The sequence below is a fragment of the Maribacter arcticus genome (genome assembly GCF_900167935.1).
GTDB lineage: Bacteria > Bacteroidota > Bacteroidia > Flavobacteriales > Flavobacteriaceae > Maribacter > Maribacter arcticus.
Window position 1 is genome coordinate 156,653 of the sequence record NZ_FUYL01000002.1, and the last position, 17,138, is coordinate 173,790.

General features: G+C 33.3%; 20 protein-coding genes. 9 read left to right on the plus strand and 11 right to left on the minus strand.

Annotated features, from left to right (window positions below; genetic code table 11):
• From B5X55_RS03465 to B5X55_RS03475, 3 genes are read right to left on the minus strand one after another with little or no spacing between them, the layout of a single operon-like run.
• Positions 1 to 1,353 carry an HlyD family secretion protein gene (locus B5X55_RS03465; RefSeq protein ID WP_079511218.1) on the minus strand — a complete coding sequence of 451 codons (1,353 nt, stop codon included), beginning with the start codon at positions 1,351 to 1,353 and terminating at the stop codon, positions 1 to 3.
• The gene (locus tag B5X55_RS03470; protein ID WP_079511219.1) at positions 1,346 to 3,028 is read right to left on the minus strand and encodes a peptidase domain-containing ABC transporter; all 1,683 of its coding nucleotides are present in this window, start codon (positions 3,026 to 3,028) and stop codon (positions 1,346 to 1,348) included. Before B5X55_RS03470 ends, B5X55_RS03465 begins: the two co-directional genes overlap by 8 nt.
• On the minus strand, positions 3,021 to 3,707 hold the full coding sequence (locus B5X55_RS03475; RefSeq protein WP_079511220.1) for a TetR/AcrR family transcriptional regulator: 687 nt from the start codon (positions 3,705 to 3,707) through the stop codon (positions 3,021 to 3,023). Before B5X55_RS03475 ends, B5X55_RS03470 begins: the two co-directional genes overlap by 8 nt.
• Positions 3,708 to 3,933: 226 nt before the next feature.
• On the opposite strand from B5X55_RS03475, the gene B5X55_RS03480 reads away from it, so the two are divergent.
• Both B5X55_RS03480 and cutA read left to right on the plus strand, forming a co-directional pair.
• Positions 3,934 to 4,296, plus strand: coding sequence for a hypothetical protein (locus tag B5X55_RS03480; protein WP_143814394.1), 363 nt, complete (start codon positions 3,934 to 3,936; stop codon positions 4,294 to 4,296).
• A 139-nt stretch (positions 4,297 to 4,435) separates the two neighbouring features.
• Complete coding sequence (cutA, locus tag B5X55_RS03485; protein WP_079511222.1) at positions 4,436 to 4,753, plus strand: divalent cation tolerance protein CutA; 318 nt, start codon at positions 4,436 to 4,438, stop codon at positions 4,751 to 4,753.
• Here the strand turns inward: cutA and B5X55_RS18955 are convergent.
• The gene (locus B5X55_RS18955) at positions 4,674 to 5,279 is read right to left on the minus strand and encodes a LysR substrate-binding domain-containing protein (protein WP_317042672.1); all 606 of its coding nucleotides are present in this window, start codon (positions 5,277 to 5,279) and stop codon (positions 4,674 to 4,676) included. The genes cutA and B5X55_RS18955 overlap by 80 nt on opposite strands.
• Before the next feature lie 354 nt (positions 5,280 to 5,633).
• On the opposite strand from B5X55_RS18955, the gene B5X55_RS03495 reads away from it, so the two are divergent.
• From B5X55_RS03495 to B5X55_RS03510, 4 genes are all read left to right on the plus strand, one after another.
• Positions 5,634 to 5,891: a hypothetical protein gene (locus B5X55_RS03495; protein WP_079511223.1), complete on the plus strand. Its 258-nt coding sequence runs from the start codon at positions 5,634 to 5,636 to the stop codon at positions 5,889 to 5,891.
• A gap of 363 nt (positions 5,892 to 6,254) precedes the next feature.
• Positions 6,255 to 7,217, plus strand: a complete 963-nt coding sequence (locus B5X55_RS03500; RefSeq protein ID WP_079511224.1) for a sodium-dependent bicarbonate transport family permease — start codon at positions 6,255 to 6,257, stop codon at positions 7,215 to 7,217.
• A gap of 35 nt (positions 7,218 to 7,252) precedes the next feature.
• Positions 7,253 to 7,816 (plus strand): DNA-3-methyladenine glycosylase I, encoded by a 564-nt coding sequence (locus B5X55_RS03505; protein WP_079511225.1) that lies wholly within the window; start codon positions 7,253 to 7,255, stop codon positions 7,814 to 7,816.
• Between the two features lie 23 nt (positions 7,817 to 7,839).
• Positions 7,840 to 8,427 carry a hypothetical protein gene (locus B5X55_RS03510; RefSeq protein ID WP_234999655.1) on the plus strand — a complete coding sequence of 196 codons (588 nt, stop codon included), beginning with the start codon at positions 7,840 to 7,842 and terminating at the stop codon, positions 8,425 to 8,427.
• 19 nt (positions 8,428 to 8,446) lie between these two features.
• On the opposite strand, the gene aat is transcribed toward B5X55_RS03510, so the two are convergent.
• Together aat and B5X55_RS03520 are read right to left on the minus strand one after the other, a co-directional pair.
• Positions 8,447 to 9,079, minus strand: coding sequence for a leucyl/phenylalanyl-tRNA--protein transferase (gene aat, locus B5X55_RS03515; protein WP_079511226.1), 633 nt, complete (start codon positions 9,077 to 9,079; stop codon positions 8,447 to 8,449).
• A 136-nt stretch (positions 9,080 to 9,215) separates the two neighbouring features.
• Entirely contained in the window at positions 9,216 to 9,590 is a 375-nt protein-coding gene (locus tag B5X55_RS03520) for a DUF3127 domain-containing protein (RefSeq protein WP_079511227.1), read from the minus strand.
• A gap of 126 nt (positions 9,591 to 9,716) precedes the next feature.
• Here B5X55_RS03520 and B5X55_RS03525 point away from each other — a divergent pair, with 126 nt between their 5' ends.
• Positions 9,717 to 10,865 (plus strand): sensor histidine kinase, encoded by a 1,149-nt coding sequence (locus B5X55_RS03525; protein ID WP_079511228.1) that lies wholly within the window; start codon positions 9,717 to 9,719, stop codon positions 10,863 to 10,865.
• Between the two features lie 2 nt (positions 10,866 to 10,867).
• The gene (locus tag B5X55_RS03530) at positions 10,868 to 11,224 is read left to right on the plus strand and encodes a hypothetical protein (protein WP_079511229.1); all 357 of its coding nucleotides are present in this window, start codon (positions 10,868 to 10,870) and stop codon (positions 11,222 to 11,224) included.
• Here the strand turns inward: B5X55_RS03530 and B5X55_RS03535 are convergent.
• Together B5X55_RS03535 and greA are read right to left on the minus strand one after the other, a co-directional pair.
• Entirely contained in the window at positions 11,211 to 11,603 is a 393-nt protein-coding gene (locus B5X55_RS03535; RefSeq protein WP_079511230.1) for an HIT family protein, read from the minus strand. The genes B5X55_RS03530 and B5X55_RS03535 overlap by 14 nt on opposite strands.
• A gap of 74 nt (positions 11,604 to 11,677) precedes the next feature.
• Entirely contained in the window at positions 11,678 to 12,154 is a 477-nt protein-coding gene (gene greA / locus B5X55_RS03540) for a transcription elongation factor GreA (protein ID WP_079511231.1), read from the minus strand.
• A gap of 132 nt (positions 12,155 to 12,286) precedes the next feature.
• On the opposite strand from greA, the gene B5X55_RS03545 reads away from it, so the two are divergent.
• Positions 12,287 to 12,733 (plus strand): Rieske (2Fe-2S) protein, encoded by a 447-nt coding sequence (locus B5X55_RS03545; RefSeq protein WP_079511232.1) that lies wholly within the window; start codon positions 12,287 to 12,289, stop codon positions 12,731 to 12,733.
• Positions 12,734 to 12,735: 2 nt separating this feature from the next.
• Here B5X55_RS03545 and B5X55_RS03550 read toward each other — a convergent pair whose 3' ends face one another.
• The 3 genes from B5X55_RS03550 to B5X55_RS03560 all read right to left on the minus strand — a co-directional run bounded on the left by B5X55_RS03550 (position 12,736) and on the right by B5X55_RS03560 (position 17,019).
• Positions 12,736 to 13,401, minus strand: coding sequence for a YqgE/AlgH family protein (locus tag B5X55_RS03550; protein ID WP_079511233.1), 666 nt, complete (start codon positions 13,399 to 13,401; stop codon positions 12,736 to 12,738).
• Positions 13,402 to 13,506: 105 nt separating this feature from the next.
• The gene (locus B5X55_RS03555) at positions 13,507 to 15,669 is read right to left on the minus strand and encodes a TonB-dependent receptor (protein WP_079511234.1); all 2,163 of its coding nucleotides are present in this window, start codon (positions 15,667 to 15,669) and stop codon (positions 13,507 to 13,509) included.
• 1,044 nt (positions 15,670 to 16,713) lie between these two features.
• The gene (locus tag B5X55_RS03560; protein ID WP_079511235.1) at positions 16,714 to 17,019 is read right to left on the minus strand and encodes a hypothetical protein; all 306 of its coding nucleotides are present in this window, start codon (positions 17,017 to 17,019) and stop codon (positions 16,714 to 16,716) included.
• Positions 17,020 to 17,138 lie beyond the last annotated feature (119 nt).

A 17,138-nucleotide genomic window follows, 5' to 3' on the forward strand; every position in this document is an offset into this window, starting at 1 on the left:
CTATTTCTTTATAGGTTTACCTTGAGCGCCTTCTGGTTGGTAATAATTGGGCGGAAAGCCATTTAACTGCCTCCATAATTCGTACCAAATGGGCACATCTTCCAATAACGCAATGGTACTAGCACCAGAACCTACACGCAAAGCACTCGGCCAAGGCTGGTCTCCTTCTTCTGGCGATAATAATACCCTATACTTACCATTCGAATTTATAAACGTTTCAATCGCAACAACCTCACCTGCATAGGTACCATAAGAAACATTTGGCCAACCGCTAAATATTATCGCAGGCCAACCATCGAACTGAATTCTAACTTTCTCACCTAAATGAATTAGCGGTAAATCAATCGGACTCACAAAAGTCTCTACTGCCATATCATAATCTGCTGGCATAATACCCACTAATGGTGTACCTTCTTTAAAAGTTTCACCTATACCTGCAGTTATTACGGTATTGATATACCCATTTTGTGGGGCTTTTATATAGTGAAGCTCATTACGCATTTGGTAATTGGTGTAGTCGTTCTCTAATTTACTTACTTGCGCTTCTGAGTCATATTGATTTGACATTGCCGTAAACTTATCACTTTGGGCTTTTGAAATTTTATCGGTGTATGAGGCTTGAACACTATTAATTTCTACCTCAGCATTGATAATCTCATTTTTGGCCGCTAGTAATTTATTTTCCTGCGAAAGTAATTTTGCTTGTGTTTCTTGTAGCTTTAACCTTTTCTCTTCTACATCGGTAACCGCTTTAAGCCCTTCGCTTTCTAATTGTGCCGTTCGCTCATATTGGCGCTCAGCAATTTTAATGTTCGTTTTTGCCGCTTCAAAGTCAATGCTATCACTTTGTGCTTTCAACTTTGATTGTAATAATTTGTTTTTGGCCTGCTCAAGTTTTAACCTTTTTTCAATGAAAAGTGCTGCTACCTGGTTGTCTAATGACTTTACCTTTTCACCATAAGACACTACTGATGAACTTTTTGATTTCAGTTGTTCTCCTGTACGCTCCACTAAATTAGGATCGAAATACTCTGACTTAATTTCTGATATAAACAGAATAGTATCACCCTTTTCAACATAATCGCCTTCTCTAACAAACCATTGCTCTATTCTACCTGGTATTTGAGATTGAATCGTTTGTGGTCTTTGCCCTGGAGTTAAAGTTGTCAAGAACCCTTTAGAATTGATAGTTTGTGTCCATGGTAGAAACAGAACAATAACACCTACTACTGCGAAAGCGAACAAAAAGCGATTAAAGTGCTTATAATGCCTTTGGTGGTTTACTTTTTGAACGGATTTAAAACGCTCAATAGAAACCTTTTCATTTAGTTTTTTGTGCGATATATTAAGCATCCTTTCCCTCTATTTCGTTTATAATTCTTCCTTTATCCATCGTAATGATTCGTGAACACTTCTTAATCCATTTATCATTTTCGCTTACAACCAAAAGCGCCCACCCATTAGATGAATCGCTTAAAAAACTTAAAATTCTGTCGGCTTCTTCACTATTAAATTGATCTAATGGATCCTTTAAAATAAGTAGCTTAGGCTTTCTTACAATACTTCTCGCTAGTACAATTTTCTTAGAAATGGTATGAGGTATTTGTTTCCCCTCAGGATAAAGCACTGTATTCAATCCTTCGGGTTGTTTTTTAACAAACTCGGTAAGTCCTACTTTATCTAAAGCCCAATACACTTGCTCATTTGTGGTTTCCTTATCCCCAAAAGTTATATTATTCAAAATTGTACCCTCAAAAGGTGATTCTTCGGGCAATGACTGACCCAAATGAGACCGATAATAGTTTAAGTTCATTCCTTTTAAAGAAACTCCATTCACATAAACACCACCACTATCTGGCTCCAATATTCCCGCTATAATTCTTAACAATGTATTTTTTCCAGAACCACTTTTCCCTCTTAATAAAATGGTGCAATTTGGTGTAATTGTCAAATCAAGATTTACAATGATTTCTCTTTTCGGCTCTGGAACACTGTAAGAAATATCACTAAGCTCAATTGTAAAAGATTGGTTTTCCATGAATGGTTTTTCTCCTTCTTGTGGCTCTAATTCCTTATCGACCACTTGACCCATTTTCTCTAATGACGTCAATAAATCATAAAAAGTCTCTAAGCCGAGAATTAGTTTTTCAACCGAATTTATCACTAATAAGATGATGATTTCTGCCGCTACAAACTGCCCAATATTCATTTCTTGATTTAAAACCAACAATCCACCTATCAGCAAAAGTCCGCCAGTAACTAGAACCTTAAAGCCAATCATTTGAATAAATTGAAGTACCAATACCCTAAAATGACTTTCCCTTGCGTTCAAATACCCTACCACCAGTGTATCGTTTTTGTCTAATGCGTGAGAAGTTTTTCCCGAAAGTTTGAAACTAACTATTGAACGTGCAACCTCTTGTATCCAATGCGCTACCTTGTATTTACTTTTAGATTCATCTAAGCTCGTATCTAAACCTCTTTGTGCAGTAAACTTAAATACCACATATATCAATAGGAGGAGAAGAATACCATATACGATGAAAAATGGATGATAAAATGACAATAATAATAACCCGAATACAATTTGCAATAAAGCGGCAGGAAAATCTATCAATACCTTTGATAATGATTTTTGTATAGTCAACGTATCAAAAAACCTATTTGCCAATTCAGGTGGATAATAGTTATGAAGTTCACTCATCTTAATTTTAGGAAATCTGTACGCAAATTCAAATGAAGACCTAGTAAATATTTTTTGTTGAACATTTTCGATAATCCTAATCTGCATCAACTGAAGTATCCCTACAAAAGCCACCCCTAACGTTACCAAAACTACAAGAACAATCCACGAAGTGCTAATTTGAGCTCCTTGCATTAAATTTATAATTGCTTGTATACCTAATGGAAGAGATAAGTTGACAACACCCGCAAAAATGGCGTAATAAAAAACTTGAAAAACGTCTCTTTTATCAAGCTTGAGCAACCCAATGAAACGTTGCCATGACGTTAATATATTTTTACTCATTTAAATTTTGATTTAGCGTATTAAAAACAAGGTGAGTCAAGTATTGGGTAGGTGTTACATTATCATTACAATCGGTAAGTGATGAAAAATGGTCTTTTAAAAAATGTTGATGCAAACCACTTTCTAAGATGGTGCTAGCCAAACTAGATGGGTATACATACCCAGGGTTAACCTCTTTAATCATATCACGAAGCCTACTTACGAGCCTCTTATAAACAACAAAATATCCTTCCTTATTTTCTTCATCGACCTCTTTGGTCAAATATGATTTTGAATATTCATTGACTACAATCTTATTCAACAACACCTCATTAATATGAGAAAATGCGGAATCCTCTTTAATTTCTCTTGTAATTATAAGTATCGATTTTAATAATTTTTCCTTTGGATTTTTTATACTATTGGTAGCGAAAACCAGCTGATACTCTAACCAGCTCCAATACCACGAGGTTAAATACAATAAAAGTTTGTGTTTATTTTCGAAATACCGGTAAATAGAACTTTCGTTCGAACCAATGTTCTGACCCAACTTTTTAAAGGTGAAACTCTCAGACCCTATCTCATTAATCATTTGAATACTTAACTCAATGATTTTTTTACCTAGCTCTGAGGATTCAGGATCTTTAAGAAACAACTTGTTGTTAATTCTAATTTGCACTCCTTGCAATAACCTATCCATAAAAACGCAATATTTAAATCAGTTGCAAATATAATAGTATTACTATTATATTATAATAGTTTAACATTTATTAACGAAAGTATTGCTGCCTTTTTTGAGATTTTTACTATTTTAGATAAAATAGAAAAATATTTGATGCTAATATTTCTGTGTTTGATGAAAAAAACATTAATTAAATAGATGTTTCAAATGATGAAATCAACGTTTAACCCTTAAATGAAGTAATATGAAGTATACAATTGTACTGCTTACATTTTTAATGTTCTCATATAGCAGTTTTAGCCAAAACGAAGTCAGAGATATGAAACCTGGTGATATATTATTTATAAGTAAAGATTCAAACACTCCATTTAAACATCTCTATTTTCCAAAGCCCAATTTTATAATTAAACGCGGTTCCATTGCCAATTACAAAGGCTTAAATGGAATGCATGTACAAATTGAAGCCATAACAGACGAATCTATTGCTAGACTCATCCCTTTAAATGGTAAAAAATTCTTTAATATATTTTCATACGTGAATGCTGACCTAAAAAGCGCGTTGAACAATAAGGAGCTAAAGCAATTAAACTCTAGTCAAAAATCTTGATTTAATAAATCAATAGAAATTGATGAAAATCCTAAACGGCACTTTTTATTACAGACCATTTAGGATTTTTTTTGCTAATTAATGCACACTAAAATAACATTAACCGATACAAGTAAAATGTCGTCAAAATATTTAAGATATGATATTAGGGTACATTGCGGTGAAAAATAAAAAGCAAGCTAAAGAGATAGCAAAATTACTTTTAGCACAAGATTTAATTTATAGCGCAAGTATTTCAACTAAAAAAGTATTTAGTAAAAATTTAGATGCGGGTGAAATAAGCTATGAAAAACAAACAATCATAGAAGGGAAGACGAAGGCTTTATTATTTAGTGCTATTAATCAAATTCTTAGAATCACTTATCCAGAAAATATGCCTATGCTTTATGCCGTACCAATTGTTTATATGGATGCAGAACAGACCCAAACTTTACGTGATCAAACAGCCAAAGTATAGTAATAATTGGCAGTGCTTTGACCGGGATAATTTGAGCACTTTTGTTCATGAGTTCATTTTTTAACCCAATAATAGGCAATATTGAAAAACCTAAACCAGCAATAACCGCCTGCTTTACCGCTTCATTTGAAGTAAGCTCTATTTTTTTTCGAACGTCAAACTTATTCTTAATTATAAATTGCTCCATGGCAACTCTTGTTGCAGATCCCATTTCCCTATAAATTAAAGGCGACTGTTCAACAATATTCTTTTTGGTAAGTCGGGCTTTATTCAAGCCACGTTTACCTGCAATTAAATAAAGTTTATTCTGCATCAACTCTACACGTTCAATATTTAATTTTTTAGGCAACATAGAGACCATTCCGAAATCAACCTTGTTCAACTCTAAACTTTCAATTACCTGAGCCTTATTTGTAACGGCTATCATTAAGTCGACACCTTTATTATTACTCATAAAATTAGATAACATATAAGGCAATACATATTTACCGGTAGATACTATTGAGAATTTTAATTTACCAACCAACTCACCTTTGTAAGCGAGCGTCTTATAGTTTATCGCATCTACCTCATTTAATATTTTTTCCGCATCTAACGCAATTTCTTTTCCGAAATCTGTTACATAAAGCTTTCTACCAACAACCTCGGTAAGTGGAATGGAAAATTGGTCTTGAAAGTTTTTTAACTGTATCGATACTGCTAACTAAGTTAAATGCAGCTCCTCATAAGCTTTCGTAATACTTTGGTTTTCAAATATTTTTAACTAATGCAAGGTATAATTCATAAATTATTTTTATGCCTAACATAATAGATATAAATAATAATTTATGAATTAAAAATGTAAGATTTGCGTCAGCATTTAAATAATAAAAAACATTTTATGAAATCAGCAGTAAAAAATCCTGTTCAAACAATTAGAACAAAACAAAAAATTCAACTTATTGATGGACAATTTACCGTCTCAGAAGCCAATGATGTTATTCAATCATTAATCAATGAAAAAATAAATTTTCACAAACTACAACGCTTAACTATGTGCGAAGGTTTTTCTGGAGCCAACACCAAATTTCCTGATAGTAGAATTACAGAATTAGAGAATGATAAATTGGCAGCAAAACAGTTTTTTAAACAAGCGTAGTCTAAAGGGGCTACTATTAAAATAAATGGTGTTTTAGAAATTTCAATCAACGAATAAAACGAGACTCTCAATTATATTATTACTAACAATACTATATGCATAAAAAGGCAAACCTCTCTAGAATAGCAACATTTTTAATGATGAGCATATTAATCCTTGCCTCATATAAAAATAACGGACTCTTTTTAAACCATATATTATTTTCTTGTGGCATTATTTCCTTAATTCTCTTTATTAAAACAAGAGGAAACGACCAATAAACCTTGATTAATTCAACTCCTCTATATTTTAATTACAAGGGAGTTTTCATTTCATGAACATTATTCCAAACTCCCTTTCACCTTTCTTTTTCAATATAATTTTATGGATTTAAACTTATTGTTAGATAACCTGACCAACCCCGCTCTGCTCTTTTTCTTTCTAGGTGTGATAGCAGTTCAATTAAAGAGCGACTTAGAAATACCCCCAAATTCATCAAAATTCATTTCTCTGTATTTAATGTTCTCCATAGGGTTTAAAGGTGGATTAGAACTTTCTCACAGCAATTTGGATATAGAAATATTATGGTCTCTATTATTCGGGGTCTTTCTAGCACTTTTTGTACCCATCTATACTTATTTTGCACTAAGAACAAAATTTAGCGTTGCCAATTCTGGCGCAATAGCGGCTTCATACGGCTCTGTTAGCGCAGTAACCTTTGTAACTGCCGTTTCATTCTTAGAATTGGAGCAAATAGAATTTGGCGGGCATATGGTTGCAGTTATGGCGCTAATGGAAGCTCCCTCAATAATAGTGGGTGTATTACTCATGTCATATTTTCAAAAAAATAAGGAATACAAAATTTCATTACCAAGTGTATTTAAACATTCACTCACTAACGGTAGTGTACTATTAATCATAGGAAGCTTAGTTATTGGGTTCTTGGCAAGCGATCAACACGCAAGAGGAATTGAGCCATTTACTACAGATATTTTTAAAGGATTCTTAGCTGTTTTTTTATTGGACATGGGAATTACAAGTGGCAAAAAATTGGCTGATTTCCTTAAAAAAGGCTGGTTTGCATTCTTATTCGCAATAATTATCCCTTTAATAAACGGTTGCGTAGTAGCTGTAATAAGCTCTGTATTTACCGAAAGTATTGGTAATCGATTTTTGTTTGCTATACTAGCCGCTAGTGCATCTTATATAGCGGTGCCGGCTGCCATGAGATTGGCCGCCCCCAAAGCGAATCCTAGCTTATATTTACCAATGGCTCTCGCAATCACTTTTCCCTTTAATATTACCATAGGTATGCCCTTATATTTATATATTGTTAATTTATTTTAATTTGACCGCACAGCAATATATAGTACTTTTAAATCATGGGAAAACATCGCTGTGGTTGGTGCAAAGGTGATTCGCTTTACGAAGCATATCATGACGAAGAATGGGGAGTTCCCGTTAAAAATGATGATTTATTATTTGAATTTTTAGTTTTAGAAACATTTCAAGCAGGATTAAGTTGGATTACAATTCTACGCAGGCGTGAAAATTTTAGAACAGCATTTGATAATTTTGATTATAAGAAAATTTCAAAATACCCGGAAGCTAAGATTCTAGATTTATTACAAGATGAAGGCATTATTCGCAATAAATTAAAAGTTCGTGCAACTGTTAGTAATGCTCACGCTTTTATGGCCATTCAAATAGAATTTGGCACATTTAGCAATTATATATGGCAATTTGTTGAAGGTGTATCTGTAAAAAACAAAGTTCTCAACTATAAAGAAGCTCCTGCAAATACAACAACTTCTAATGCAATAAGCAAAGACCTGAAAAAGCGTGGTTTTAAATTTGTTGGCAGCACTATAATATATGCGTTTATGCAAGCCACTGGCATGGTTAATGACCATGAGATTGAATGCTTTAGATACCACGAAGTGTAATTATCAATTTAAACCTACTACAGTTGAAAAAAATATATGTTTATCTTTTTTTAGTTTCAGTTTTTGCATGCTGTCAATTGAGCTTTGCACAATATACTTATGAACGAGAATTTCGCATTAGAAAATCTCAATTTCCTTCAGCTGCTCATGCTGTTATTGATGACTACGTTGAAGGTGCTAAACGCTTAAAGTTTTATCAAGAAACCGATAGTAACAAAGTAAGTTTTAAAGCTAAACTTAAGAAAGATAAGCTTTGGTACAGTATAGAATTCGACAAGGAAGGCGCTTTAGAAAAAATAGAAATATTGATTAATACTACAGATATCCCAAACGATACTTATTCAAATATTGAAAAGTATTTGAACAATAATTTCTATAAATATCGAATCAATAAGCTTCAACAGCAATATTATTTAAATAGTGACACTTTAGAAGAAACATTTAAAAATGCTTTTCAAAATCTAATTTTATCCTCTAACATGTATGAAATTGTTATTGCCGGGAAAAAAGAAAAAGGATATTTAGACTATGAAATTCAATTTGATGCAGATGGTAATTTCAAAAAAAAGAGAAAAGTGCTTCCGTCAAATTATGACCATATTCTTTATTAACAGAAAAAGTTTAGCTAATTCACTTTAAGAGTTTCAAAAACTCTATTCGAGATATTTCTTGTGCTCCCAAACTCTCTAAATGATCTGTGTGTAATTGGCAATCGATAAATTTATATTCCTTTTCTTGTAATTCTTGTGCCAGTTTTATGAAGGCGAATTTAGAAGCGTTCGATGTTAAACTAAACATACTTTCCCCACAAAACACATACCCTAAATCTATTCCGTAGAGCCCTCCTACCAACTTATCGCCTTCCCATACCTCATATGATTTGGCAATTCCTTTTTCATGCAATTTCAAATATGCCATTTTCATTTGTTCCGTAATCCAGGTACCATCTTGACCTGGTCTATCTACTGAAGAACAATATTCTAATACATCTTTAAAACACGTATTTTTCGTTAACCTGAATTGATTATCTCGAAGCACTTTTCTCATGCTTTTAGATATTTTAATCTGCTTTGGATATAAAACCATTCTTGGATCAGGACTCCACCATAATATAATAGAATCTTTATCGAACCAAGGAAAAATACCCTGCTGATATGCCAACAATAAGCGCTCAGAAGAAAGATCACCACCAACCGCCAAAAGCCCATCTGAATTTGCAGTATCCACTGGTGGAAATACTAAGGCTTCGGTTAAAAAAAACAATCTGTGTTGCGGCTTTTCCACTTTTAGTTTCCAAATTAATTAAAAGGTCATAAAACAAAAAACTTGTTTAACCATAAAAGTTAAACAAGTTTTAAAATTTTAAAAACAATACGTTTATCTATGATTCTCTAACCAATTAAAATGGCAAATCATCATGGTCTTCTTCGTTTAAATCATCTGCTGGCTCAAATGCTTCCATAGGTGGTACCGGTGGCATACCTGCTGGCTGTGCTTGAGATGAACCTTCTATACGCCATCCTTGAATAGAGTTAAAGTATTTAACTTCTCCTTGAGGATTCGTCCATTCACGACCTCTTAGATTAATACTGACTTTCACATCTTGCCCAACCTTATAAGAATTCAACAAATCGCACTTATCTTGAACAAACTCAACCATAATATGTTGTGGATATTGTTCGTCTGTAGTCACTACCAATTCTCTTTTTCTAAACCCATTAGAACCAAAGGTTTGGGTTTCTCCGATCAATTTTACTTTACCTTCTATTTCCATCTTGAACTCTTTTTACAATAAAGTTCAAAAATAGGTAAAATGAAGCGGGAATAAAACAACCTGTGCAGATAACAACACAACAATTATTTACATTTTAGGTTATCTTTAGTGTGAGACAACTATTGGATGAACTTTATTCCTAAAAACAAGATTTCCAACATTTTTCTATTGATAGGCTCCTTTATTGTTGTGAGCCTTATCTTATGGAACACTAATAGTTTTTTTAAACAGTTTAAAGAGGAGGAACGGTTAAAAATGGAGATTTGGGCAACCGCACAATCAGAATTTTTACAATCTTCTGAAACCGTAGACTTAGGAAGCCTTCATTTAAAGGTTTTTCAAAACAACACTTCTACCCCAATGATTCTTATTAATAAGGATAAAACCATAAGGGTCAATAATTTTCCACCGAACAAAGCCAAAGATTCCATTTACATACAAAATCAGCTAAATAAATTTAAAAACGAAAATATTCCTATTTCCATAGATCAACAAGGGGAACATTTGGCAACGCTATACTACGGTAACTCAGAAGTGCTGAATAAATTAAAGTTTTATCCTATTGCATTATTACTTATTATTTTTCTTTTCGCCGCAGTTATTTACTTTCTGTTCAAAACGAACAAGGCCGCCGAACAAAATAAATTATGGGCAGGTATGGCCAAGGAAACGGCTCATCAAATCGGAACTCCGTTATCATCGCTTTTAGGATGGAACGAATTATTGAAAACCGAATCAATAAACCCCAGTATCACTAAAGAGATTGAAAAAGACATTGACAGGCTACAAACAATTACCGAACGATTTTCGAAAATTGGCTCATTGCCTAAACTTGTAGAGAGTGATATTGTTAAAGAAACGCAAGACGCATTTGACTATTTAAAAAGAAGAAGTTCTAAACTAATTCATTTTTCATTTAGGTCAAAAGTAAATCAACTACCTGTTTTACTAAATAGCTCTTTGTATAACTGGACCATTGAAAATTTGGTTAAAAATGGTATTGATGCTATGCGAGGCAAAGGAAGTATCGCGATAGAAATTGTACCCGATGGCAAATATGTGAATATCTTAATTGCAGATACGGGACATGGTATTCCTAAGAGCAACTATAATAGTATCTTTACACCTGGTTTCACTTCTAAAAAAAGAGGCTGGGGCCTAGGGCTTTCTTTGGTTAAGCGTATTGTTGAAGAATATCATGATGGCAAAATTAAAGTGCTATCATCTGGCAAAGAAGGTACTATTATGCAAATTTCTCTAAAAGTGTACCACTGATTATGGCTAAGGAAAAACTAGTAGTTATCAAAGAAACCGGATTGAACAACAACTGTCCTGAGTGTTTTAACCAAGATTTGAAGCTAACTTTTTATCAAAAACATACTTACGGTAGTTTTTTTCACAAAACCACTGCTGAACTAAGTAACAAACTGGTATGTAACACTTGTCATTCAACAATCTACCCTGTAAGCTGGACCGAAGATATTGAACGCATGTTCAATTATTATAAAAAGACAGCCATACCAGAAAAAAAATCTTCTAAACCAACCCTACTTTTCTACGCTTTGTTATTAACTTTAATTGCGCTAGTTGCAGGTGCTGTTTATTTATTTATTTCTGGGGCTATTCAATTTTAGCACTTATTGCTTTTGCTAGTTTAGTTAACTCTTGGTCAGTTAATTTCACCTTATGTTGAAAAGTAGCATCTTTCATTTCATTTAAAGGTATTAAATGAACATGTACATGAGGTACTTCTAACCCAATAACACTCATACCAATGCGCTTGCAATCGACCGTTTTTTCTAAAGCTTTACCAACTTTTCTTGAAAATGACATTAATCCTAAATAAGCATCTTCATCAAGGTCTAATATCTTGTTCACTTCCTTTTTTGGAATACAAAGTGTATGACCTTTTGCATTCGGATTAATATCTAAAAAAGCCAAATAATTTTCATCTTCGGCAACCTTATAACAAGGTATTTCTCCATTAATAATTTTGGTAAAAATAGTCGGCATAGTTTAAATTTAGTGGATATAAAAAATCCTACCCTTTTAATAAGGATAGGATTAAATATAGTTATTTTAAAAATCTAACCTCTTGAAATTTCAAGAATTTCAAATTTCAATGCTCCATTAGGCACAGTGATTTCTGCAGTGTCTCCTACTTTTTTACCTAGTAAACCTTTGCCTATTGGCGAATTAACCGAAATTTTACCCGATTTTAAATCGGCTTCGCTTTCCGCGACCAATTTATAGGTCATTTCCATGCCGTTATTTTGATTTTTTAACTTCACGCTAGAAAGCACCAATACTTTTGAAGTATCTAATTGCGATTCATCAATTAATCGTGCATTCGCTACAGTATTCTCTAATTTAGCAATCTTCATTTCAAGAAGACCTTGTGCTTCTTTCGCAGCGTCATATTCAGCATTTTCTGAAAGATCACCTTTATCTCTCGCTTCTGCAATTGCCTGAGACGCCTTTGGCCGCTCAACATCTCTAAAGTGATTTAGTTCTGCTTTAAGTTTCTTTAAACCTTCTACAGTATAGTATGATACGTTACTCATAACATCCTCGTTTAATAAATAAACAAATCCTCTGCAATTGCCTTTTAGTCTGGCTTTTTAAGAGAGGATTTAACACAAATATACATAATTTTTACGCACATTTGTCCAAGTTTCTCAAAACAAAATTATAGCATGACCCGTTATATAAGCATCCTAATCTTACTGATAATCACTGCTTGCAGCAATGATGGCACTAACAGAAATCCCTATTTATTAGAGGTGAATTTTCGGTTTGACGCCAATTTAAATTTACCTTTATATAGCCCTCTTACCAATATAGGCAGTGCCGTTTTTGTTAAAAGTGATGGTGTCGGCACTAGAGGTATCTTTATAATTAACACAGGTTTTACCGGTAGCACTAAATATATGGCATGGGAGGCAAGTTGCCCTAATCACGCTCCCAATGAATGTTCTACCATGACCTTAAATGGACAGGTAGCTACTTGTTCTTGTGAAGATTATGAATATAGTCTTATTACTGGGCAACTACTAAACCGCCCGGATGATGGTAAACGTTATTATGATATGTTAAATTACCGAACAAGTTCTAGCGGAAACATTGTTGTTATATCGAATTAAACTTATTCTTCTAATCGATACCTATCCATTATTTCTTTAAAAAGCTCACCTGTACTCGGTGGCGTATAAGAAATTGCATTGGCACCAGCCTCTATGGCCATCATTATAGTTTCATCGGTTTTACCGCCTGTAGCAATAATAGCTACATCTGCATTTAAATCTCTTATTTTCTTTATAATATCTGAAGTTTTTCCTGCTCCAGAAACATTAAAAATATCAACTCCGGCTTGCAGCCTTCCTTTAATATCTTCTTTTTCAGATACCACCGTAATGGTGACAGGAATATCAATTTTCTCTTTTAACAGACTAATAAGGCTATTTGGGGTGGGCTTGTTTAAAACCACCCCCAAAGCTCCTTGAAATTCTGCATGAATAGCCAACTCTAAAGACCTTACCCCTGTTGTTATTCCACCTCCTACACCGCAGAAAATAGGTTTATCGGCAGCTAAAATCAATGCATTTGAAATAACTGGCTGAGGCGTAAAAGGGTAAACTGCAATAATAGCATTGGCATTTGTATTTCTAATTATAGCAACATCGGTACTAAATAAGAACGATTTTATAGATTGCCCAAAAACCCGTATTCCAGAACATTGCGAAATTACCTCTGGAACAGTAACAATATTATTTCTCAATCTGCTACCAAATACAGGAATATTACGATCCATTACCCTAGAATTTAATTAACTAAAATTAGAATTTTCTTCCTTACTTCATACGTAATAAACAAATATTTAAGATAAAATAACTATGCTTTAAGTTGGCTTTATATTTTAAAAACTAAGTGTCGCTCCTATTAAAAAATTTGTACCGGCTTGTGGATAAAACCCTTGCACTTCAAAAGTATTTCCAGGTGTTGACCAAGAATCTAAATACGTATATCCGTTAGAAACATATTTCTCGTTTAAAATATTATTCACCAACCCAGAAATTACGATGGACTTTAAAATTCTGTTCATTTTAATTTCATAAGTAATATTGAAATCTGTAGTAAAATAAGAATCTAATTTTGATGCTTCGGTATCTGTATTACTAAGATATTGCTCACCTACATATTTTGAGAAAAGTGATAAATTCATTGCTTCACTTGGTGTATAGCTAAGGATATTAGCTGCAACTAAAGATGGTGAAAATGCAATGTTTGTATTCCCCAAATCTTGCAACACATCATCTCTATCAATAAAAAAGTCAACATTTTTATTGGTGCTTAAAGCAACGTTCGGTCGAATACTAAACTTATCATTAATTCGAATGTTTGCATCTATTTCAAGTCCTAATCTATAACTATCACCTATATTTTCCCTTAATGGTGCCCCAACATCATTCAGTTCTCCAGTAAGAACCAACTGATCCTTATAGCTCATATAGTACACATTCGTATTAAGCTGTACATCGGTCGATACATACCGCCATCCTAATTCAAAATCGTTCAACTTTTCTGGTTTCGGATTTCCGCTTTCGTAATCATTTCTATTTGGCTCTCTGTTCGCTACTGCGTATGACAAATAAAAATTGTTATTCGCATTCAAGTCAAAAGTAATCCCAGCTTTTGGATTGAAAAAATTGAAGGTATCATCTACAATTCCTGTATCGCCACCATTCGCTTTGTAACCTACAGTTCTATATTGTAAATCACCATATAATGACCATTGGTCGGTTAATTGATAATTTACTTTGGTATACAAATTGAAATCAGTCTTAGACGAACTATCATCATAATAACGGTCTTTATAACTACTATTACTTGCATACCTTGCCCAAATTACTTCGCCAAAATGGTCACCTTCATACTTATTGAAACCACCGCCCATAATTAGATTAAGACTCTTCTTTTTATAGGTTGCAGAGAACACTGTACCATAAAAGTTATTATCTAACCAACGCCTTCTTATTACATCTGTAGTATTCACTACTTCCCCCTCAAAAGTTATGGGCTCAAAACCATAGGTAGAAAAATCATCTGCTTCTTTATATTGTTCAAAGAAACCCCTACCTCTAGTATAGTGCAAAGCAATATTGGTACTCCAGAAATTTGAAATCTTTTCATTCCATAATAACTGGGCATGATCCTGCTTATAATTATCTACCTCGTTGTCATAAAACTGGGTATTACCATCTAAATCAGTATAAATTCCTGAAGGATTAAATGTTCTATCATCCTGTAAAGTTTGAGCATCAATCCCATTCCAAGCTTGATAAGTAATCTCATGACCGCCAAATAGCAGTCCTTTAATTAGTGTGTTATCATCTCTAAAAGCTCCTTGTAAAAAATAAGAATCTAAATCTGACTCGGCCCGGTCAATGTACCCGTCTGAATTAATTTTTGATAATCTGCCGGAAATTTCTACTTGATTATTTAAAAGTCCAGTACTGAATTTTAAATTATTTCTCAACGTTTTGAAACTACCAATAGAGGTACTTATTTGACCATAGGCATTTTCAGAAAAACCATCTGTCAATACATTTAAGCTAGCCCCAAAAGCACCTGCGCCATTGGTAGAAGTACCCACACCTCGCTGTAGTTGCAAACTTTCTGTAGAAGAGGCAAAATCTGGCATATTAACCCAAAATGTACCTTGAGACTCAGCGTCATTATAAGGTATACCATTTATAGTAACATTGACACGCGTAGCATCGCTACCCCTAACTCTAATACCAGTATACCCTACACCGGCACCTGCATCTGTTGTAGTTACTACGGATGGTAAAAAATTCATTAAAACAGGAATATCTTGCCCCAAGTTTCTGGGCTTAATATCCTCTTTTGTAAGATTGGAAAATGTTACTGGTGATTCTTTGGTCACCCTAATGGCCGAAACGAAAACCTCGTCTAGCACTACTTTTTGACCCTCTAAAGAGTCAGCTTCCTGTTCTTGGGCCTGTAGCCCCATACTCAGCGTAAAGCACGCTGTAATTGCGAAAATAGATAGTTTCATTCGTAAAATTATTACGAATAAAAGGGGCTATTATTCTAAGTTAGAATTGATTTTTGAGCATCTAAGCTCGGTTTCCAAAAGACTTAATACAAACAAATCGTTCATATGCCATCTTACTCCAAAATTTATAAACTAAATTTTGAATTGTCCCTTGGCAGCATTACCCGCCCAGGTTCTTTGGGTATAATCTCAGCTTTGTTCTAAATGAATATTCAGAATTCGGCACCCCTTTGAGATGCTGCAAATGTAATGCAGTAATTTCATCTCACATAAAGAATTTCATAAAAATAACAACTTGCTTAATTAAGATCATTTAAGAACTTATTATCTGAGTTATGCTACGTTCAGATAATCACTTTATGAATTCGAAAAAGAATAAATTCACTTTTAAGATTACTATCTGTTATTTGCTTACGGTTATTTTAGGTGTGATCGCCTCTTATTATATTTTTAATGAAAATAGAAAAAGGTAGCATATAGCTACCCTTTTCTGACCAAACCAACTTGAACAAATAAGCATTTTTATAATTACATATCTAACCAATTATTTAAACAAATTTTCATCAATGGGTGATTATGTGTCTTTTGTGCGCTACTGTATATTTATCACATAGTAAACAACTATTATTTTAAAGAACTTTTAAATTAAAAAAAGGAGCTGCAAACGCAGCTCCCTCCAACCACCTATCAAACTTCTGTCTTAAAATCGTAAATTAACGTCTCTATTTGTTTTAAAAATCAAATAAAGTAATGCCAATTTGGGGGCTATTTCAAAAACAATTTCTTCTTGGTGGCACCTTCATAGTTAACGGTTAGTGTTTACGCGAAAGTGATATTTTGATTTTTTATTTTTTCCAACATATTTTTGAAATCATAGCTAATGCTAAAATTAAAATTGTTGTTGTGATTGAAATAAAAACTATAGTAACCATTGATTCATAACTTGCTTCATATATTAAGACACCACTTTTTTTGGTTGGTCACATTTTTAAATAAAAAAAAACCGCATTTTGCAGTTTTTTTCAAAAGCTAAGAATCTAAGCCTTATTTTTTATTGATCCAATTACCATGTTGGTCTATATACACAGTTCTTCTAGTTCCACTTTTTAGAACCATAACCAATTTAAATTCTCCTTTATCATTCTTATATGCAGCTCCAAGTTTAGATGTCGGATATTGTTTTAATATCTCCTCTATGACCGGAGGGGTTAGTTCATTTGATTTGATTTTCACATATTCGTCAACCGTATTCATTACTGCTTCTATTTCTACTGTATTTGAAACAGTCATTGCCGTAACATTAAACATCATCCCCAAAGCCAATAAAACAAGTGTCGCGTAATTTTTCATCCTAACTATTTTAATCGTTAATACATTTTTAATCTTAATTATTTACGGAGTAAACCTGCAAATGGATTACCCAATAACTAAATTTTAAAGTTTTAGCTGTAAAAAAAGCTGCCGAAGCA